General features: G+C 66.0%; 20 protein-coding genes. 11 read left to right on the top strand and 9 right to left on the bottom strand.

Annotation, left to right across the window (positions count from 1 at the left end; translation table 11 throughout):
• The first annotated feature begins 104 nt into the window (after positions 1-104).
• The 11 genes from V9L21_RS05650 (at position 105) to V9L21_RS05600 (ending at position 10,988) form a co-directional block, all read left to right on the top strand.
• Positions 105-863, top strand: coding sequence for a basic amino acid ABC transporter substrate-binding protein (locus V9L21_RS05650; RefSeq protein WP_337309884.1), 759 nt, complete (start codon positions 105-107; stop codon positions 861-863).
• Between the two features lie 38 nt (positions 864-901).
• Positions 902-1,672, top strand: coding sequence for an amino acid ABC transporter permease (locus tag V9L21_RS05645; protein WP_157616379.1), 771 nt, complete (start codon positions 902-904; stop codon positions 1,670-1,672).
• Positions 1,673-1,687: 15 nt separating this feature from the next.
• Positions 1,688-3,316, top strand: coding sequence for an MFS transporter (locus V9L21_RS05640; RefSeq protein ID WP_337309882.1), 1,629 nt, complete (start codon positions 1,688-1,690; stop codon positions 3,314-3,316).
• A gap of 147 nt (positions 3,317-3,463) precedes the next feature.
• On the top strand, positions 3,464-4,285 hold the full coding sequence (locus tag V9L21_RS05635) for a creatininase family protein (RefSeq protein ID WP_337309880.1): 822 nt from the start codon (positions 3,464-3,466) through the stop codon (positions 4,283-4,285).
• Positions 4,282-5,073, top strand: coding sequence for an ABC transporter ATP-binding protein (locus V9L21_RS05630; protein WP_337309878.1), 792 nt, complete (start codon positions 4,282-4,284; stop codon positions 5,071-5,073). The genes V9L21_RS05635 and V9L21_RS05630 overlap by 4 nt, the downstream gene beginning before the upstream one ends.
• Positions 5,057-5,950 (top strand): ABC transporter permease, encoded by an 894-nt coding sequence (locus tag V9L21_RS05625; protein WP_337309876.1) that lies wholly within the window; start codon positions 5,057-5,059, stop codon positions 5,948-5,950. Before V9L21_RS05630 ends, V9L21_RS05625 begins: the two co-directional genes overlap by 17 nt.
• 4 nt (positions 5,951-5,954) lie before the next feature.
• The gene (locus tag V9L21_RS05620; RefSeq protein WP_337309874.1) at positions 5,955-7,319 is read left to right on the top strand and encodes an FAD-binding oxidoreductase; all 1,365 of its coding nucleotides are present in this window, start codon (positions 5,955-5,957) and stop codon (positions 7,317-7,319) included.
• Between the two features lie 245 nt (positions 7,320-7,564).
• The gene (locus V9L21_RS05615; RefSeq protein WP_337309872.1) at positions 7,565-8,593 is read left to right on the top strand and encodes an ABC transporter substrate-binding protein; all 1,029 of its coding nucleotides are present in this window, start codon (positions 7,565-7,567) and stop codon (positions 8,591-8,593) included.
• 144 nt (positions 8,594-8,737) lie between these two features.
• Positions 8,738-9,328, top strand: a complete 591-nt coding sequence (locus V9L21_RS05610) for an NAD(P)H-dependent oxidoreductase (protein ID WP_258502940.1) — start codon at positions 8,738-8,740, stop codon at positions 9,326-9,328.
• 17 nt (positions 9,329-9,345) lie between these two features.
• The gene (locus V9L21_RS05605) at positions 9,346-10,317 is read left to right on the top strand and encodes a PDR/VanB family oxidoreductase (protein WP_337309870.1); all 972 of its coding nucleotides are present in this window, start codon (positions 9,346-9,348) and stop codon (positions 10,315-10,317) included.
• Positions 10,318-10,355: 38 nt separating this feature from the next.
• Positions 10,356-10,988 (top strand): TetR family transcriptional regulator C-terminal domain-containing protein, encoded by a 633-nt coding sequence (locus V9L21_RS05600; RefSeq protein ID WP_337310091.1) that lies wholly within the window; start codon positions 10,356-10,358, stop codon positions 10,986-10,988.
• Here V9L21_RS05600 and V9L21_RS05595 read toward each other — a convergent pair.
• From V9L21_RS05595 to V9L21_RS05555, 9 genes are all read right to left on the bottom strand, one after another.
• On the bottom strand, positions 10,981-11,448 hold the full coding sequence (locus V9L21_RS05595) for a RidA family protein (RefSeq protein ID WP_055807648.1): 468 nt from the start codon (positions 11,446-11,448) through the stop codon (positions 10,981-10,983). The two genes, V9L21_RS05600 and V9L21_RS05595, sit on opposite strands and share 8 nt — an antisense overlap.
• On the bottom strand, positions 11,445-12,641 hold the full coding sequence (locus tag V9L21_RS05590; protein ID WP_337309869.1) for an amidohydrolase family protein: 1,197 nt from the start codon (positions 12,639-12,641) through the stop codon (positions 11,445-11,447). The genes V9L21_RS05595 and V9L21_RS05590 overlap by 4 nt, the downstream gene beginning before the upstream one ends.
• On the bottom strand, positions 12,638-13,456 hold the full coding sequence (gene otnI / locus V9L21_RS05585; protein WP_337309867.1) for a 2-oxo-tetronate isomerase: 819 nt from the start codon (positions 13,454-13,456) through the stop codon (positions 12,638-12,640). Before otnI ends, V9L21_RS05590 begins: the two co-directional genes overlap by 4 nt.
• A 16-nt stretch (positions 13,457-13,472) precedes the next feature.
• The gene (locus V9L21_RS05580) at positions 13,473-14,138 is read right to left on the bottom strand and encodes a class II aldolase/adducin family protein (RefSeq protein WP_337309865.1); all 666 of its coding nucleotides are present in this window, start codon (positions 14,136-14,138) and stop codon (positions 13,473-13,475) included.
• A 325-nt stretch (positions 14,139-14,463) separates the two neighbouring features.
• Positions 14,464-15,735: a 3-oxo-tetronate kinase gene (otnK, locus tag V9L21_RS05575; protein ID WP_337309863.1), complete on the bottom strand. Its 1,272-nt coding sequence runs from the start codon at positions 15,733-15,735 to the stop codon at positions 14,464-14,466.
• Positions 15,736-15,738: 3 nt separating this feature from the next.
• Complete coding sequence (gene denD / locus V9L21_RS05570) at positions 15,739-16,758, bottom strand: D-erythronate dehydrogenase (RefSeq protein ID WP_337309861.1); 1,020 nt, start codon at positions 16,756-16,758, stop codon at positions 15,739-15,741.
• A gap of 18 nt (positions 16,759-16,776) precedes the next feature.
• The gene (gene ltnD, locus V9L21_RS05565; protein ID WP_337309860.1) at positions 16,777-17,703 is read right to left on the bottom strand and encodes an L-threonate dehydrogenase; all 927 of its coding nucleotides are present in this window, start codon (positions 17,701-17,703) and stop codon (positions 16,777-16,779) included.
• Between the two features lie 17 nt (positions 17,704-17,720).
• On the bottom strand, positions 17,721-19,049 hold the full coding sequence (locus V9L21_RS05560) for an MFS transporter (RefSeq protein WP_337309858.1): 1,329 nt from the start codon (positions 19,047-19,049) through the stop codon (positions 17,721-17,723).
• A 147-nt stretch (positions 19,050-19,196) separates the two neighbouring features.
• Positions 19,197-19,973 carry a FadR/GntR family transcriptional regulator gene (locus tag V9L21_RS05555; RefSeq protein WP_337297219.1) on the bottom strand — a complete coding sequence of 259 codons (777 nt, stop codon included), beginning with the start codon at positions 19,971-19,973 and terminating at the stop codon, positions 19,197-19,199.
• Positions 19,974-20,192: the final 219 nt, after the last annotated feature.

The following is a 20,192-nucleotide window of genomic DNA, read 5'->3' as shown; positions in this document are numbered from 1 at the left end:
GCACGCTAGTGCAACCTAGACGCCTGGCACGCTAGCTGCAACCTAGAATTCCCGCCCACCACAGACACATGCCGCCCCATTGGCGGACAAGAGGAAGAAGCTCCATGAACTCCATCCGCCGCGCCCTGGCGCTCGGCCTTGCCGCCGCCACGCTCGCCTTCGGCGCCCAGGCACAGAACCGCGAACTCACCGTGGCCTCGAGCGCCACCTACGCGCCCTTCGCCTTCGAGAACAAGGACAAGCAGATCGTCGGCTTCGACATCGACATCATCAACGCCATTGCCAAGCAGCAGGGCCTGAAGATCAAGGTGGTCAACACGCCGTTCACCGGCATCTTCGGCGCGCTCAACAACGGCGACGTCGACCTGGTGATCTCGGGCGTGACCATCAACGAGAAGCGCAAGCAGAGCTACGACTTCACGCCGCCCTACTTTGCGGCACGACAGCTCATCGCACTGCCGAAGAGCAGCACGGTCGCGTCGCTGAAGGACCTCGCCGGCAAGAAGATTGCCGTGGTGAGCGCCTCCACCGCCGACGACATCGCCTCGCGCGAGTTCGGCAAGACCAGCCCCAACATCCGCCGCTTCGAGAGCACCCCGCTCATCATTTCGGAACTGGCCGGCGGCGGTGTCGATGCCGCCATGGGCGACAACGGCGTGATCGCCTACCGCGTGGCACAAAACCCCGATCTCAAGACCATCGACGACAAGTCCTTCCCTGAAGAGGGCTTCGGCATCGTGGTGAAGAAGGGCGACAAGGCGCTGCTCGACAAGCTCACGGCCGGCCTGGCTGCGATTCGCGCCGACGGCAGCTACAACACGATCTACAAGAAGTGGTTCAACAAGGACCCGAACGCCCGATGAGCAGCAGCACGTCCGGCCCGGGCGCAAGGGAGCACTAGATGGAACAGCCGATCCTGTTGTTCGGATGGTTCCGCTGGGACATCCTGGTCGAATACAAAGACCTGTTCTGGCAAGGCGCCTGGATGACGCTGCGCATGACGGTGGTGTGCGTGCTGCTGGGCGCAAGCTGGGGCCTGTGCCTGGCGCTCGCGCGGCTCGCGCAGCCGCGCCATGCGCCCTGGACGTGGGTTGCGCGGTTCTTCCTGCGCTGGCCGGCCACGGTGTACGTGAGCTTCTTTCGCGGCACGCCGCTCTTCGTGCAGATCCTGCTGATCCACTTCGCGGTGATGCCGGTGTTCATTCACCCGAGCACGGGCCTCCTGATCGACGGCGACCTGGCGCGTACGCTCAAGCAGGAACACGGCGCGCTCATTTCGGGCGTGGTGGCGCTCACGCTCAATTCGGCGGCCTACATCTCCGAAGTGTTCCGTGCCGGCATCCAGTCGATCTCGCGCGGGCAGTTCGATGCCGGCCGGTCGATCGGCTTCACACCCGCGCAGGTCATGCGCTACGTGGTGCTGCCGCAAGCCTTTCGCCGCATGCTGCCGCCGCTTGGCAACAACGCGATCGCCTTGCTCAAAGACACCTCGCTGGTCTCCGCGATTGGCTTGGCCGAACTGGCCTACGCCGCGCGCACAGTGGCGGGCGCCTATGCGCGCTATTGGGAGCCGTACCTTGCGATTTCGGTGGTGTACTGGGTGATGACGCTCGTGCTCACCACGATGCTGCGGCGGCTCGAACACCGCCTGGCGCGCAGCGACAGGGGATAGGCACAATCGGGCGACATGCCACCGATTTCCCCCGAAGAGACACCCATTCCCCCAGCGCGGCCGCAGCCGCCGAAGTTCGCGGCGCTGGAGCCGCTCAAGCTGCCCGTGTTCCGCATGCTGTGGAGCACCTGGCTCATCGCCAACATCTGCATGTGGATGAGCGACGTAGCGGCGGCGTGGATGATGACTTCGCTGACCACCTCGCCGATCTGGGTGGCGCTGGTGCAGTCGGCCTCCACCTTGCCGGTGTTCCTGCTGGGCCTGCCCAGCGGAGCGCTGGCCGACATCCTCGACCGCCGGCGCTGGCTGGTGGCCACGCAGTTCTGGCTGGCGGGCACGGCCATCGTGCTGTGCGCGGCCATTGCGCTGGACATGATGACCGCGCCGCTTTTGCTGGCACTCACTTTCGCCAACGGCATCGGCCTGGCGCTGCGCTGGCCGGTGTTCTCGGCCATCGTGCCCGAGCTGGTGCCGCGGCCGCAGCTGCCGGCGGCGCTGGGCCTGAACGGCATTGCGATGAACGCCTCTCGCATCATCGGCCCGCTCACGGCCGGCATGCTGATTGCCAGCGCGGGCAGCGTCTGGGTGTTTGCGCTCAACGCGGTGCTGTCGGTGGCCTCAGGCTTCGTGGTGCTGCGCTGGCGGCGCGAGCACAAGCCCAATCCGCTGGGGCGCGAGCGGCTCATCAGCGCGATGCGCGTGGGCGTGCAGTTCGTCTGGCAGTCGCAGCGCATGCGGGCGGTGCTCTCTCGCATCACGATCTTTTTCTTTCACTCCACCGCGCTGCTTGCGCTGCTGCCGCTCCTGGCGCGCAACCTCGAGGGCGGCGGTGCCGGCACCTTCACGCTGCTGCTGGCGGCCATGGGCTCGGGCGCGATCGTCGCGGTGCTGTTCCTGCCGCGGCTGCGCCAGGCGCTGGGGCGCGACCAGCTGGTGCTGCGCGGGACGATGCTGCAGTCCCTTGCCACCGCGGTCATGGCCTTTGCACCCAACGCGTGGGTTGCGGTGCCTGCCATGTTCTTCGGCGGCATGGCCTGGATCACCGTGGCCAACTCGCTCTCGGTGTCGGCGCAGCTGGCGCTGCCCGACTGGGTGCGCGCGCGCGGCATGTCGACCTACCAGATGGCCATCATGGGCGCGAGCGCGATCGGCGCGGCGCTGTGGGGCCAGGTGGCCACCGTCACCAACCTGCGCTCCAGCCTCGAAATTGCCGCGGTGAGCGGCACGCTGATGATGCTGGCGGCGCTGCGCTGGGTAACCGACGTCTCGGGCGAAGAGGCCGACATGAGCCCCGCGCGCGCCGGCTGGGCGGCGGGCCCGCCCGCGGAAACGCCCGAAGAAAACGGCCGCGTGGTCATCACCATCGAATACATGATCGACCCGGCACGCGCGGCGGCCTTCCACCTTGTGATGCACCAGACCCGCCGCGCGCGTCTCGGACAGGGCGCCATCGGCTGGGAACTGCTGCATGACATCTCGGAGCCCGGCCGCTACGTGGAAGAGATCGTCGACGAAAGCTGGACCGATCACCTGCGCCGCTTCAACCGCGCCACGGCCGCCGACATGGCCCTGCGCGAACGGCGGCTGGCGTTTCACATCGGCGAGTCGCCGCCCGTGGTGACGCGCTATGTGGTCAAGCGCTGAATCCGACCAGCCGCTTTGGTTTGCGGTAGCCGGTTTTTCGGGGTGATCGGCCTGTCTGGGTAACTACCGATCCATCTTTTTTTGACCGATTGGATAATTTAGACCATCATCCCGCCCTGATTGCCCGTCACCACGAGGTACGCCACGATGAACCCGGTCCCCCTGCGCAGCCGCTTCTGGTCCGACCTGACCAGCGAAGAGTTCTCCCGCCTCGACCGTGAACGGCTCATCGCCGTGCTGCCGGTAGGCGCCACCGAACAGCACGGCCCCCATCTGCCGATGTCGACCGACACGGCCACCATCGACGGCATGGTGCGCGCCACCCTCCCGCACCTGCCCGAGGACCTGCCGGTGCTGTTTCTCCCCACCGTGCCCTACGGCAAGAGCAACGAGCATTCGCGCTATCCGGGCACGCTCACCGTGTCTGCGAACACGCTGATCTCGCTGTGGAAGGACATCGGCGCCTGCGTTGCAAAAGCCGGGGTGCGCAAGCTGGTGCTCTACAACAGCCACGGCGGCCAGATGAGCGTGATGGACATCGTGGCGCGCGACCTGCGCGAGGAGCACGACATGATGGTCGTGGCCGCCAACTGGTACACGCTGGGCTTGCCCGAAGGCCTGTTCACCCCGCACGAGGGCAAGCACGGCATTCACGCGGGCGATCTCGAAAGCTCGGTGATGCTGCACCTCACGCCGGACTACGTGCGGAAGGACCAATTCCAGAATTTCAGATCGATGACCGAGCAGTTGGCCGCTGAAAACAAGTTTCTCTCGATCACGCCCAGCGGCAAGCTCGGCTGGCAGATGCACGACATCAACCCTTCGGGCGCCGCCGGCGACGCCACGCGCGCCACTGCCGAGAAGGGCGCCGCGGTGCTCGACCACGTGGGCCGGCGCTTCGTCGAACTGCTGCACGAGGTCGACCGCTTTCCGCTCTCGCGCCTTGCCAACGAGCCCGCCTGGAAATGAGCTCCGCCGCCACCACTCCGCCGCTGGTCAGCCTGCGCCACGTCAGCAAGCGCTTTGCCAACGGCACGCTTGCACTGCAGGGCATGACGCTCGACATCGGCGAGCACGACTTCATCAGCTTTCTCGGCCCGTCGGGCTGCGGCAAGAGCACCGCGCTCAGGCTCATCGCCGGGCTCACCCGGCTCAGCTCGGGCGACATGCACTGGTCCGGTGCCAACACCGGAAAGACGCAAAGCGACCGCGACCTGGGTTTCGTGTTCCAGGAGCCCACGCTCATGCCCTGGGCCAAGGTGTTCGACAACGTGTGGCTGCCGCTCAAGCTGGCCGGCATGAGCCGCGATGCGGCCGCGCCTGTGGTGCAGCAAGTGCTGGAGATGGTCGGCCTTTCGCGCTTTGCCGACGTGTACCCGCGCGAACTTTCGGGCGGCATGAAGATGCGCGTGTCGATTGCGCGCGCACTGGTCACGCATCCACGCCTGTTGCTGATGGACGAGCCCTTTGCCGCGCTCGACGAAATGACGCGCATCAAGCTCAACAACGACCTTCTCGCCATATGGCGCGAGCACCGCTTCTCGGTGGTGTTCGTCACGCACAGCGTGTACGAGTCGGTGTATCTCTCCAATCGCATCGTGGTGATGGCCGCCCGCCCCGGCCGCGTGATCGAAGAGATCCGCATCGACGAGCCGTATCCGCGCGGCGAAGAGTTCCGCACGTCGAGCCGCTACAACGCGCACTGCACGGCGGTGTCGCAATCCCTGCACGGAGCGCTGCATGACGTCGATCACTGAACCCGTGGCGCCGCCCGCCGAGGTGGCAGTGAACCCGGCCGACGCGGCGCCGTCGGAAGCAATGCTGCGCGCGCATGAAGACAAGCTGCGCCGGCGCGATTCGGTGCTGCGCATCGTGGTACCGGCGGCCATCGTCATTGCGCTGCTGCTGGCATGGGAATGGATGGTGCGCGCCAACAACATTCCGCACTACATACTGCCCGCGCCCTCGCTCATCCTGCGCACGCTGTTCGACAACTGGTCGTCGCTTTCGAGCGCGCTGTGGTTCACGGTCAAGCTCACGCTGCTGGCGCTGGCCGCGGCCATCGTCGGCGGTGTGCTGCTGGCGATTGCGTTCGCACTCTTCAAGTGGGTGGAGATCGGCCTTTTCCCGATTGCCGTGATCCTGCAGGTAACGCCGATCATCGCAATTGCGCCGCTGATATTGATCTACGTCTCGAGCACCACCGCGGCGCTGTTGCTCTGCGCATGGATCGTGGCTTTCTTTCCGATCCTGTCGAACACCGTCGTCGGCCTGAAAAGCGCCGACAGCAATCTGCGCGACCTGTTCCAGCTCTACAAGGCCTCGCCCTGGCAGACCTTCCGCTACCTGCTCGCGCCCAGTGCGCTGCCGTACTTCATGGCGGGCCTGAAGATCGCGGGCGGCCTGAGCCTGATCGGCGCGGTGGTGGCCGAGTTCACGGCAGGTACGGCAGGCAAGGAAACTGGGTTGGCTTCGCGCATTCTCGAATCGAGCTTTCGCACCGAGATCCCGATGATGTTCGCGGCACTGCTGCTGGTGTCGCTGCTCGGTATCGTGATCTTCATCGTGTTCGCTGCGTTGTCGCGATTGGTTCTAGGTCACTGGCACGAAAGCGAGATGCGCCGTGAACGCTAGGGCGATGCGCACCGCCACCGATTGGGATGCCGTGCGCGAAGACCTGCGCGGCCTCAATGTCATCACCGCGCCGGCCCAGCGCAAGCAGCTCTCCAAAGACTTCTACTGGTACAGCCCCATCCTCACCGCGCAGCTCGCGGGCTGCGTAGCCGACCTGGTCGTCAAGGTCAGCACCGAGGACGACGTACGCCAGGCCGCCGCCGTGGCCGCCAAGTGGAAGCTGCCGCTCACCGTGCGCGCCGGCGGCACCGGCAACTACGGCCAGTGCGTGCCGCTCGAAGGCGGCATCGTGCTCGACGTGACGCAGATGTGCCGCGTGCTCGATATCCAGCCAGGCCGCATTCGCGCGGAAGCCGGTGCGCGCATGCACGACATCGACCTTGCCGCGCGCGAGACGGGCCAGGCGCTGCGCATGTGGCCCTCGACGTGGCATGTGGCCAGCATCGGCGGCTTCATCGCGGGCGGTTTCGGCGGCATCGGCTCGTTCCGCCACGGCATCCTGCGCGACCCGGGCAACCTGCTGCGGGCGCGCGTGATGACGGTGGAGCGCGAGCCCCGCATCATCGAACTGCACGGCGACGAGATCCAGCAGGTGCACCACGCCTACGGCACCAACGGTTTGATCCTCGACGTGGAGGTGGCGCTAAGCCCGGCCGTCGAATGGGTGCACTGCACGGTGCTGTTCGACACGTACCGCGGCGCACTCGACTTCGGCATTGCGGCGCAGGCGCCAACGCTGGACATCTTTTTGCTATCGACCGTCGAAGCGCGCTTTTCGCCCTACTACACGGCGATGCGCGACCGCTTTCCGCCTGATCGGCATGCGGTATTTGCCATGGTCTCGCCCGAATCAATGGCGGATTTCCGCGCACTCGCCTATGCGCACGGAGGCACGATCTCCGTCGCCGGCACGGAGGCCGAGCTGCTCGCCGACGGCCTGCCACCCGCCTACGAATGCGCGTTCAACCACACGACCCTGCAGGCGCTGAAGGCCGACCGCGGCTGGACGTACCTGCAAGTCGCCTATGCCCAACCCTTCGACCCGGCGGTTGTCGAGCGCCACCTGCAGATCTTCGGCGACGACGTTCTGCAGCACCAGGACTTTGCGCGAGCCGGCGGTGAATGCGGCACCTTCGGCATCCTGCTGGTGCGATGGAAGGGCGAGGCCCACCAGTACGAAGTGATTCGCGAGATCGAATCGCAGGGCAGCTGCCAGATCTTCAATCCGCATGTCTTCACCATCGAGGACGGCGGAATGAAGACCATCGACACGCAGCAGATCGAGTTCAAGAAGCGCAGCGATCCGATGGGTTTGATGAACCCTGGAAAGACGCGCGGCTGGACTTCAGATATGGCTGTCGAGCGCTGAGATGACGGCCCGCTTTGTCGTTCGTTGTGATGGTTTTCGCGGCCGCTGTTCGGGGCGCGCACCCGCCGACGGGGGACATTCGCGGAGGGGAGTACCCGGTGGCCTGTGCACAAGCCCTGAACAGCAGCACCAAGAACCCCGACGCCCCAACAAAAGCCCCCAAAACAGCGCACCAAAAGTTTGTTCCGTCACACGCCCGCTGACATGAAAATCCCCCGCAGTATTCAACCCAGGAGTCCACTGCCATGCGCGTTCCCGCTCTGACCATCCGTCCGCTTGCTCTAGCCCTCGCCCTTGCGGCCGCTACCTTCGCCGCACAGGCGCAGGAAAAAGTGGTGTTTGCCACCAACTGGAAAGCACAGGCCGGCCACGGCGGCTTCTACCAGGCGCTGGTGGACGGCACCTACAAGAAATACGGCCTCGACGTCGACATTCAGCAGGGCGGCCCCATGGTCAACAACCGGCCGATGCTCCCGGCCGGCAAGGTCGATTTTCTGATGACCGGCAACCTGCTGCAGTCCTTCGACAACGTGAAGAACGGCGTGCCCACCGTCGTGGTTGCGGCCTTCTTTCAGAAAGACCCGCAGGCCATGTTCGCTCACCCAGGCCAGGGCTTCGATACCTTCAAGGACATGGCCAAGGCGCCCGTCGCCTTCATCGGCAAGGACGGCCAGTTCAGCTTCTGGCAGTGGATGAAATCGGAGCACGGCTTCAAGGATTCGCAGCTCAAGCCCTACACCTTCAACGTGGGCCCGTTCCTGGCCGACAAGAAGTCTATTCAGCAGGGTTATGCCATCTCGGAGCCGCTGTCGATCAAGGCGCAGGCCGGCTTCGACCCCGTGGTGCAGCTGCTGGCCGACAACGGATTTTCGACCTACTCGACCACCATCGAGACGCGTGCCGACCTCGTCAAGACCAAGCCAGAAACCGTGCGCAAGTTTGTCGAGGCCTCGATCATCGGCTGGAACAACTATCTCTACGGCGACAACAAGGCAGCCAACGAGATGATCGCCAAGATCAACCCCGACTCGCCCGTGGCCGCATCGCAAGGCTCCATCGAGCTCATGAAGAAGATGGGCATTGTCGACAGCGGCGAATCGCTCACCAAGGGCATCGGCGCAATGGACGAAGCACGCGTGAAGGACTTCTACGACAAGATGGTGAAGGCCGGCTTGTACAAGCCCGGCGAGATCGACCTTTCGAAGGTCGTGACCACGCAGTTCGTCAACAAGGGCGTCGGACTCGACGTTCGCAAGAAGCTCGCCGGCAAGTAACCGGCTTGGTTTTTTCCCGCGGGCCGCGCGGGGCTTGCGCCGGGGTCAGATGCCGGCGCCTGGGTTGCCATAAGGCACTGCGCGGCTCTTTGTTCCCTGGGCTCTGACCCCGTCTCGCCGACAGGCGAACCGGCCCTCTCTTTCATGAAAACGCTCGTCGTCCACTGCCATCCGAATCCTGAAAGTTTCAACCACGCGCTCTACCGCACGGCCCTTGCTGCGCTGGAGCCGCGGCACCCCGTCAAGGCCATCGATCTGTATGCCGAAGGCTTCGACCCGACGCTCACGCGCGAAGAGCGCATCGCCTACTTGGACAACCCCGAACTCATCCGCGAACGCGTGAAGCCCCATGTCGAAGCGCTGCTGTGGGCCGAGCACCTCGTGTTCGTCTACCCCACCTGGTTTCATGGTCCGCCGTCGATGCTCAAGGGCTGGCTCGAGCGCGTGTGGCTGCCGGGCGTTGCATTCCTCCCTGCGGAGCGCAAGGGGCAGGTTGCGAAATCGGGCATGCGGCACATCAGGCGGTTGACGGTCGTGACCACGGGCGGCTCGCCGCGCTGGTTTGTGATGCTCATCGGCGACCCGGGCCGGCGGCTCTTCACGCGCGCGCTGCGGGCGCTGTTTGCGTGGCGCTGCAAGGTCACGTGGCTGCAGCTGCACGACATGAACGCAGTCACCGAACGCGACCGCATCCATTTCATCGAACGCGTTTCGCGCAAGCTGCAGAGCATCTAGCCAGGGAGACACACACCATGAGCCTCGAACGCACGCTCACTGTCCGCGTCGAACGCATCTTGCGCGAGACGCCGGAAATCCTGGCTTTCGAGCTGGCGCATCCGTGGGGCCGCACGCTGCCGGGCTACGAGGCCGGCGCGCATATCGACGTGCACATGCCCGGTGGGTTTTCGCGCCAGTACTCGCTGGCGCGATGGTCTTCGGATGCGGCGTCGAACGCCGCCTCGTACGTGATCGGCGTGAAGCGCGAGGCCCAAAGCCGCGGCGGCTCGGCCTCGATGCACGAGCGCGTGCGCGAGGGCGACCTGCTGGCCATCAGCGCGCCGCGCAACACCTTTCCGCTGCGCGAAGCGGCCACGCGGCACTTGTTGCTGGCGGGCGGCATCGGCATGACGCCGCTGCTGGCCATGGCGCAGGCGCTTGCGGCACGCGGCGCCGACTTCACCCTGTGCGTGTTCGCTCGCAGCGAAGAACACCTGGCGTTTGCAGACGCACTGCATTCGCCGGCATTGGCACCGCACCTGCGGCTGCACCTGGACCAGGGCGATGCCACGCAGCGCATCGACTTGCACGCCCTGCTGGCCGAGCGCGCGCCCGGCACGCACCTGTACGTCTGCGGCCCCGGGGGCTTCATGAAGGCGGTGCGCGAAGCGGCTGCGCACTGGCCCGAAGACGCGCTGCACGCCGAATACTTCGCCGCGCCGGCCGATGCGAACACCAGCACCGGCCTGCCCTTCACCCTGAAGCTCGCGCAGCGTGGCATCACGGTGCCGGTGGCGGCCGACCAGACCGCCGTCGATGCACTGCATGAAGTCGGCATCGACATTCCGGTGTCGTGCCAGCAGGGCCTGTGCGGCACCTGCGTGGTCGAAGGAGACGGCGAAGGCGCGGAGCACCGCGACTTCTGCCTCACGGGCACAGAGCGCCGCACGAAAGTGGCCTTGTGCTGCTCGCGGGCCAAGGGCCAGGAACTGGTACTGCAGCTGTGAATGCGCCGCGGCCCGCCATCGGCACTACCGACGAAAGCATGGGCGAGGCGCCCGCCACGCGCGGCCGTTCGCGCAAGTACACCCAGGTGCTCGGCCTCATCAACCAGGCCGCCATCGAGGTGTTTGCCAGCGAAGGGCTGGCCGGCGCATCGACCCAGGCGATTGCCGACAAGGCCGGGCTTTCGAAGGCGCAGCTGCACTACTACATCGAGAGCAAGGAAGCGCTGTACCGGCAGATCCTGCAGGACATCCTCAACGACTGGATCGTGGTGTTCGGCTTTGCGGACGAGGCCTTCGGCCCGCGCAAGGTGCTGGGCGACCTGATCCATCGCAAGATGGTGTTCTCGTTCGAGCACCCGCTGCGCTCGCGGATATTTACGGCCGAGATGATGCATGGCGCCCCCGTGCTCAACAGCATGATGAACACGAGCAAGCAGCGCACCGACCAGGCCGCGGCCGTGATCCAGAACTGGATGAACCAGGGCCTGATGGACAAGGCCGACCCGATGCTGGTGCTGTTCCACATCTGGGCGGTGACGCAGTTCTACGCCGACCACGCCACGCAGGCCGCGTACTTTCGCAACGTTGCGCAGGAGGGCGACGACAGGGACCGGCGCTACCTGATCGAGCAGGTGACCGAGTTCCTGCTGAAGGGCGCGGGGGTCAAATAGGCCGGTGCTGCGGGAGGTACATGGTGGCTTCCACTTCCACCAGCACCTCGTCGCCCGGCAGGAAGCGCGACACCTCGACCACCGTGCTCACTGGTGGCTCGCCCGGATAGAACAGCCCGCGCACGCGGTTGTAGAACGCATAGTGCGGCAGGTGCCGAAAGTACTGCACCAGCTTGACCACGTCTTCCATGGTGCCGCCGTGCTCGGCGGCAATCTGGCGGATGCGTTCGAGCACGAACCAGCTCTGCGCCACGATGGGCGCTTCGAAGATGTCGACCGACATCTGGCCCGTGGCATAGCCCACGCCCTGCAAGGCCGTGCGGGCTTCCTCGGGAATAGCGTCGTAGCCGGCCACGGCACGCCGCGTGGCCGGATCGACCGCGACCACGCCGCTCATGAAGACGAAGTCGCCCACGCGCTTTGCGGCGGCGTAGTTGGCCATTGGTTTGCCCATGCTCATTGTGTTTGCTCCAGAATTTGACCGGCACGGATTACGGTGCGTTGGCGCCCACGCGGGCCGATGAGTTCATGCTCATCGGTGGCCGCAAGCAGCACCAGGTCGGCGGGGCAGCCCGGCGCAATGCGCCCGTCCCACGCAAGGCCGAGCGCCTTCGCAGGGCTGACCGTGACCGCATCGAACCATTCGCCCGCAGGTGCGAGGTGCGCCATTTGCACGCCAAGGCCAAAGGTTTCCAGAAGGTCGTAGCTGCCGTAGGGATAGAAGGCGTCCTGCACGTTGTCCGTTGCCAGGCTCACACGCAAGCCCCGTGCCGCCGCTTCGTGGATGCGCGTGATGCCGCGCGGCACAGGCGTGCGGTCCCAGGCACCTTGAAGGTAGAGGTTGGTGGTCGGCAGCGCGACGATGTGGAGGCCTGCCCCGGCACACAGCGCCAGCGTTTCGTTGGCCACCGCATCGTCCTGCACGGCCAGCGAGCAGCAGTGGCCGCAGACCACGCCGCGCCGGAACTCGCGCGCACGCATCAGCTGCGCAATGCTGCGCAAGCCGCTCGCGTCGGCATCAAGACCTTCGTCGACATGAAAGTCGAGGCCCAGGCCATGGTCCTGCGCCAGGTCGAACACGCGGCCCAGCTTGTGCAGCAGGCCTTCGTTGCGATAGACGAAGGCACCGAGCGTGCCGCCCGCACGCTTTACCTCGCGCGCGATGCGCTCGCCGGCCTCGAGGTCCGCAAACAGATCGAGCGGGGTGAGAGAGACGAACTGCAGCTCGATGCGCCCGCGCCATTCATGGCGCAAGGCTTCGAACACTGCGAGCGCGGCCGGCGGCTCGGCCTGCACCCAGTCGATGTGCGTGCGCAGCGCGCGCGTGCCCGATTGCCAGGCGTCGTGCAGCGCGCGTGCCATGCGCGGTCGCAGCGCTTCGCCGGTCCAGCCCGCGCGGTGCTTGTCCATGCGTTCGATGGCCGCGAACAGGTTGCCCTCGGCCGCGCCGACCTCCTGCACGGTGTAGTTCTTGTCGATGTGCGCATGCGCCTCGACCAACGCACTCAGCAAGGTGCCGCGCGCGCTCGACTGCGATGCGCTGGACACGACGGCCTGCACACGGTCGCCGGCCAAGGTCACATCGAACACCTGCGCATCGCCCGCGGCAAAACCCCGCAGCCGCGTCGGAATGCGCACGGACTCGAGCTTCATGCGCGCTGTTGCAGTGCCCGCAGCCAGCCCAGCCCGGCCGAAGTGCCGCCGGGCTCCATGCCGCGGCTGGGCCGGTATTCGCAGCCGATCCAGCCCTGCCAGCCGCACTGCGCCGAGACTTCGTCGATCAGGTCGAACAGGTATGGGTAGTTCTGCTCGCCGATGTCGGGCTCGTGGCGCTCTGGCACGCCCGCAATCTGGATGTGGCCAACGCGGCCGGTCGGCAGGTACTTTCGGATCTTCATGGCCACGTCGCCCTCGACGATCTGGCAGTGGTACAGGTCCATCTGCACCTTGAGATTGGGCGCGCCCACCATGTCGACGATTTCGTGCGCGTGGTCTTGCCGGTTGAGAAAGAAGCGCGGAATGTCGCGCGTGTTGATCGGCTCGATCAGCACATCGCGGCCGGCCTTGGCAGCCTCGGCCGCAGCCCAGCGCAGGTTGTCCACGTACACGGGCTGCACGGCTTCGCGCTCCAGGCCCTCAGGCACCAGGCCCGCCATGATGTGGATGCGCGGGCAGTCGAGCGCCGCGGCGTAGTCGATGGCCTTGGCAATGCCTTCGCGAAACTCGGCGTCGCGGCCCGGCAGGCAGGCAAGACCCCGCTCGCCGCCGTCCCAGTTGCCCGGAGGGCCGTTGAAGAGCACCTGCTGCAGGCCGTTGTGCTTCAGGCGAGCCGCAATCTCGTTGCGGTCATAGGCGTAGGGAAAAAGATACTCGACGGCCTTGAAGCCGTCTTTGGCGGCGGCTTCGAAGCGGTCGAGAAAGTCGAGCTCCGGATAGAGCATCGAGAGGTTGGCGGCAAATTGAGGCATGGGGTGCTTTTTACTATTACCAGCGCGCGCCGAAAGTGCGGCGCAGTTCGTCGATCTGTTCATCGCTCAGCGGCTGGGGTTTGGCCGTGCCGGTGAGCAGATGGAGCTTTGCGGTTTCTTCGAGTTCCTCGAGCACGGCCATCGCCGCGCCCGGTGTCTCGTGCCACACATTGGGGCCGAGGCGCTCGAGCATCACGGCGCGAATCGGCGTGCCGGCGGCACCGTGGCGCTCGATGGCTTGCGCCACGAGCTCGGCCGCTTCGGGGGCGCCGGGGCGGTGATAAGAAATGAGCGGCACGTGGCCGACCTTCATCACGAAATACGGCGTGAGCGCGGGCAGGAGTTCGTCGCGTTGTGCGTTGAGCGTGAGCGCAACGCAGTGCGTGCTATGCGTGTGGATGACGCATGCCGTGCCAGCATCGAATTTGCGCGCCGCCGCATAGATGCGGGTGTGCAGGGCGATGGTCTTGCTGGCGCGGTCACCTGCGGTCTGGTTGCCCTGTGTGTCGAGCCTGGCCAAGCGTGCAGGGTCGAGGAAGCCGAGGCAAGCGTCTGTGGGTGTGATGAGAAAGCCGTCGTCCAGCCGCACGCTGATGTTGCCTGCCGTCGCATGCACATAGCCGCGTTCGAAAAGGCTGCGGCCTACGCGGCAGATTTCTTCTCTAGCCTGGGTTTCGTTCATGTCGCTTTTCCGCGCTTTGTGTTGCGTCGTTCAGGGCGTGTGCACAGGCCACCGGGTACTCCCCTCCGCGAATGTCCCCCGCCTTCGGCTCCTCCTTTATTTCGCTGCGCGGAGCACCCGATGCCCTGTGCACTTGGGCACGCTGCTGGTGCAACGCCGATCAACGACCGCCGCCTAAGACGCACACGTCGATGGGGTGCCTTGCGCAGCGAAATAAAGGAGGAGGCCGCAGGCCGGAGGACATTCGCGGAGAAAGGTACCCCGTCGGCGGGGGCGCACCCCGAACGCACGGAAGCGCGTCCTGAACAAGTACCCGGCATGCAATTCATGCCAGCACTGTAAATGCCTTGGTAAAAAAATCATCCCCCCCAAAGTTGCCAGACTTGAGCGCAATGTGCACCGACGTGCCTTCCGCCACATCGGTGCGGGCATGGCACCACGGCACGCCGGGGTCGATCTGCGGACCGATCTGCATCTGCGCAATGCCCAGCGCCTGCACGCACGCGCCAGAGGTTTCGCCGCCCGCCACCACGAGTTGGCGCACGCCGCGTTCGACGAGGCCGCGCGCAATGGCGGCGATGGTTCGCTCAACCATGACACCGGCCTCTTCGACGCCTAGGCGGCCCTGCACCGACTTGACGGCGCCCGCCTCGGCCGTGGAATACACCAGCACCGGCTGCTTGCCGACGAGCGGTGTCGCCCACGCCAGGGTTTCGGCCGCCACATCGACGCCCGCGGCAATACGCAGCGGATCGATGGCCAGTGCCGCGCCGCCACGCTGGATGAAGTCGAGCACCTGGCGGTTGGTGGCCAATGAGCAGCTGCCCGACACTACGGCGCGCAATCCGGCCGCGGCTGGCAGTGCGCTGGCTTGCGACGAAGGTGCAAGGCCGAAGTTGGCGGGCAGCCCGATGGCCACGCCCGAGCCGGCGGTGACCAGCGGCATCTTCGCAATGGCCGGGCCAAGCCGCAGCAGGTCGTCGTTCGACACCGCATCGACGATGGCAATCGACATGCCCTCGCCTTTCAACTGTTCGATGCGCTCTGCAATGGCTGCCGCACCGCGCGCGACCACCGCATGGTCGATGAGCCCTACCTTGCGCTTGCACTGCGCCTGCAGCACGCGCACGAGGTTCGGGTCGGTCATGGGCGTGAGCGGATGGTTCTGCATGCCGCTCTCGTTGAGCAGCACGTCGCCCGCGAACAGGTAACCCTTGAACACGGTTCGCTTGTTGTCGGGGAAGGCTGGCGTGGCAATGGTGAAGTCGCATTGCAGCGCGTCCATGAGCGCTTCGGTCACCGGGCCGATGTTGCCCTGCGGCGTGCTGTCGAAGGTGGAGCAGTACTTGAAGTAGATCTGCTGCGCGCCCTGCGCCTGCAGCCAGCGCAGCGCGGCCAGCGACTGCTCGATGGCTTCGGCCGGGGCGATGGTGCGCGACTTGAGCGCGACCACCACGGCATCGACTTCCGCATCGAGCGGCGTGGCGGGCACGCCGATGGCCTGCACCACGCGCATGCCGGCGCGCACGAGGTTGTTGGCCAGGTCGGTGGCGCCGGTGAAGTCGTCGGCAATGCAGCCGAGCATCAGCTTGGGCATCGATCAGTCCTTTGCTGCCACGGCCAGCTTCACGGCCTGCGGGTTCTCGCGCACGTAGTCGCGCAAGATGGCGTCGAAGCTCGCATCGGCCTTCAGGCCCAGCGCCTCGGCGCGCGCCGCATGAATGCGGCTGGGCCAGCTGGTCACGATCTTGGCGATGTTCGCATCGGGCTCCCAGTCGATCAGCGACGTGGCCTCGTTGCCCGCGATGCGCTCGAGCGCATCTGCCATTTCGCGCACGGTGGTCGTCAAGGCGGGCAGGTTGACCGCGGTGCGCGCACCCCACTCGGCAGCGCTGGCCGTGGCCGCGCGGATGATGCCTGCAACGGTGTTGCCGGGCGATGCAAGGGCTACGGCGGTATCGGGCGCCACGGGGCAGCGCGCACGTTCGCCGGCCAGCGGCTCGCGCAGCATGCCGCTCAGAAAGCTGGAGGCCGCGCCGTTGGGCCGGCCCGGCCGCACCGACACCGTCATGAGCCGCACGTTGCGGCCCTGCACGAACCCCTTGCGCGTGAAGTCGGCCACGAGCTGCTCGCCGATGAACTTCTGGATGCCGTAGCTGTTCTGCGGTGTCGGCAGCGTGGTGTCTTCGATCACCTCGGGCAGGCGCTGCTCGGGCGAATCGCCGAAGACCGCGACCGAGCTGGAGAACACGAACACCGGCGCATGGCCCGCGCGGCGGCAGGCTTCGAGCAGCGCGCGCGTGGTGTCCAGGTTGCTGCGCATGCCCAGGTCGAAATCGGCCTCGCATTCGCCGCTCACTGCGGCGGCAAGGTGGAACACGGCGTGCGTGTCGGCCAGCGGCAGCACGCCGCTCACGGCCTGCTCGTACAGGTCGCCTTGCACAAAGTGCACGCGACCATCGGCTTGCAGGTCGGCCGGGGGCGGCACGCGGTCGGCCAGCGTGATGCGCGCGACGGGCTGCACCACACCGCCGGCCAGTGCCAGCGGGCCGCCCGCAAGCAGCGTGCGCGCGAGCCGCGCACCGACAAAACCGCAACCTCCGGTGATGAGAATATTCATGATGCTTGTCTTCCTTGTTCAGGCTTTCTTGTCGGCAGCCGGCAGCTCGATGCCGGGAAAAATCTTGATGACCGCGCTGTCGTCTTCGCGCGCAAAACCCGCGGTCGACGCCTGCATGAACATCTGGTGCGCGGTGGACGAGAGCGGCAGCGGAAACTTGCTGGCGCGCGCCACGTCGAGCACCAGGCCCAGGTCCTTCACGAAGATGTCGACGGCCGAGAGCGGCGTGTAGTCGCCCGCCAGCACGTGCGCCATGCGGTTCTCGAACATCCAGCTGTTGCCCGCGCTGTGCGTAATGACCTCGTACAGCGCCGCCGGGTCCACGCCTTCGCGCAGGCCCAGCGCCATGGCCTCGGCCGCCGCGGCAATGTGCACGCCGGCCAGCAACTGGTTGATGACCTTGACCTTGCTGCCCGCACCCGCGCGGTCTCCAAGACGATAAACCTTGGCCGCCATGGCGTCGAGCACCGCGCCGGCTTTTTCATAGGCCGCGGGCGTGCCGGCGGTCATCATCGTCATCTGCCCGCTCGCGGCCTTGGCGGCGCCGCCGGAGATCGGCGCGTCGAGGTACAGGATGCCCTGCGCGCCCAGGCGCGCTTCGAGCGCGACCGACCAGTTCGGATCGACGGTGGAGCACATCACGAACAGGCTGCCCGGCTTCATCGACGCCGCGCAGCCGGGCGTGGTGCCGTCGCCGAACAGCACCGACTCGGTCTGCGCCGCATTGACCACCACGGAAACCACGATGTCGCACTGCGCGCCAAGCGCGGCCAGCGTGTCGCAGGCCACGCCGCCGTCGCGCGCAAAGGCGTGGGCCACGTCCAGGCGCACGTCGAAAACGTGCGGCTCGTAGCCCGCGCGGCGCAGCGATTGCGCCATGCCGCTGCCCATGGCGCCAAGGCCCACGAGGCCGACGACCGGTGTGTTGTTGGTGTTGGAAGTCATGTCAGGGGTTCTTTCGATCAGCGATTCACGAGCTGCTTGGGCGTGAGCCACACGCCGATGGCCCCGAGCACCAGCGCGCCGGCCAGCACGTACATGCCGATCTGCGTGCTGCCGGTGAGGTCTTTGAGGTAGCCGATGAGATAGGGGCTCACGAAGCCCGCAAGGTTGCCCACCGAATTGATGACCGCAATGCCCGCCGCCGCCGCGGTGCCCGAAAGAAAGGCGGTGGGCAGCGACCAGAACAGCGGCGCGCAGGTGAGAACGCCGGCCGCGGCGAGCGAAAGAAACGCGAGCGACACGACCGTATTCTGCGTGTACGAGGCCGCGACCGTGAAGCCGATGGCACCCATCAGCGCGGGCACGATCAGGTGCCAGCGGCGCTCCTGCCGGCGGTCGGCGCTGCGGCCGAAGAGGTTCATCGCGACGATGGCGCAGATGAACGGAATGGCGCTCAACAGGCCGATGTGCAGGTTGCCCTTGACGCCCGTGGCCTTGACCAGCGTGGGCAGCCAGAAGGTCAGTGCGTATTGGCCCATGACGAAGGCGAAGTAGATCAGCGCCATCCACCACACGCGCGCGTCGCGGAACATGGCGCCCACCGAGTGCGGCCCCTTGGCGCCGTGCGCCTGGTCGCGCTCGACCTCGCGCTGCAGCAGGCGCTTTTCTTCGGGGTCGAGCCAGCGGGCATGCTGGATGCCGTTGTCCAGGTAGACCAGCACCATCACGCCGACGATCACGGCCGGAATCGCTTCGATGATGAACATCCACTGCCAGCCTTCCATCGAAGAGACGCCGTGGAACGCATCCATGATCCAGCCCGAGAGCGGATTGCCGAAGATTCCCGCCACCGGAATGGCCGACATGAAGACCGCGATGATGCGCGCGCGCCGATGCGCCGGGTACCAATGGGTGAGGTACAGGATCACGCCGGGGTAGAAGCCCGCCTCGGCCACGCCGAGCAGAAAACGCAGGATGTAGAAGCTGGTGGGCGTTTCCACGAACACGAAGCAGGCCGAGAGCAGGCCCCAGGTGATCATGATTCGGGCAATCCAGATGCGCGCGCCCACGCGGTTGAGCAGCAGATTGCTCGGCACCTCGAAAAGGAAGTAGCCCAGAAAGAAGATGCCGGCGCCCAGGCCGAACACCGTTTCGCTGAAGCCGAGGTCTTGCCCCATCTGGAGCTTGGCGAAGCCCACGTTCACGCGGTCGAGATACGCGACCACGTAGCAGAGCATCAGAAAAGGAACGAGGCGCCAGAACACCTTGGTGTAGGCACGCTTCTCGAGCGCGACATCGGCCGGCGTGTCCGCGTTGGCAGCCAGCGGCGCGTGGAGTGTTGAAGTCATTGGAGGAAGTCCGTTTGGATGATGAACCGGGTCTCGCTTGGGCGCTGCGTACAGTGCGCCGCTCTTATTTGTCAGGTCATCATACAAATCTGAAACAGGCGATATGCCTCGGGTAAACCCGCAAGCTACACCTCGTTTCCTTTTCTTCTATTGGCCCGCGGGCCAGCCTTCGACCAGCGGCCGGGCGAGTTGCGCGCCCTCCTGCTGCCAGAAGGCAGGGTCGGCCTGCTCGATGCGGCGAATAGCGTTGTCCATGTGGGACTTGGCGGCTTCCCGCGCGCGCAGCGGGTCGCCGGCCTCGATGGCCTCGACGATCCGCGCATGCTCTTGCGCCACCTCGCGCGCAAAGTCGGCCCGGCGCGCCTCGTTGGCGCGCGTGACACGCGTGGCGCCATGCAGGAACTGCCGCAGGTACTGCAGCGTGCCGATCAAGAAGGGGTTGCGCGCCGCCTCGGCAATGGCGCGATGAAACCGCACGTCTTCGTCGGCGCCGTTGCGGCCGGCCGCAACCGCGGCATGCAACGCCTCGATGGCTTCGCGGATGCGTTCCACGTCTTCGGGCGTGCGCCGTTCAGCGGCAAGCGCGGCCACTTCGGCCTCGAGCGCGCGGCGCAGTTCAACCATCTGGATCACCGCTTCACGCGAGGCCACATGCGGCATCTCGAAGCGCAGCGGCTCCACGCCGGCCGCGCGCACATACACGCCGCTGCCCTGGCGCGAGTCAAGCAGCCCCAGCGACTTGAGCCGCGAAACCGCCTCGCGCACCACCGTGCGGCTCACGCCGAACTGCTCGGCCAGCGCGGCCTCGGTCGGCAGACGGTCGCCTGCCGACAAGCGCCCGCTGCGCACCTCGGCCGCCAACGCATCGGCCACTTGGTCGGCAAGGCGGACGGTGGGGGCGACGGATTGAAATCGTGCGGTCATGACGCGTGGGGCGGTGGGCTGCGACTCTAACGCAGGGCCCTGCGCCCGACATCTAGAACTTACGGGTTACACACCATTGACGAGTGTTGTTCTGATGCTCGTAGCACCTGTGAAAAATCTGACGATTCCTCTGCATATCTGCGCGTTTCCATTGGTTTTGACATTCATTAACTCTTTGTAACGAGAAAATCCCACTCGTCGGCATCGGTGCCGGCGGGT

This window comes from Variovorax sp. CCNWLW235, assembly GCF_037204085.1.
Taxonomy (GTDB): Bacteria; Pseudomonadota; Gammaproteobacteria; order Burkholderiales; family Burkholderiaceae_C; genus Variovorax.
This window is presented reverse-complemented; position numbering and strand designations above follow the sequence as displayed.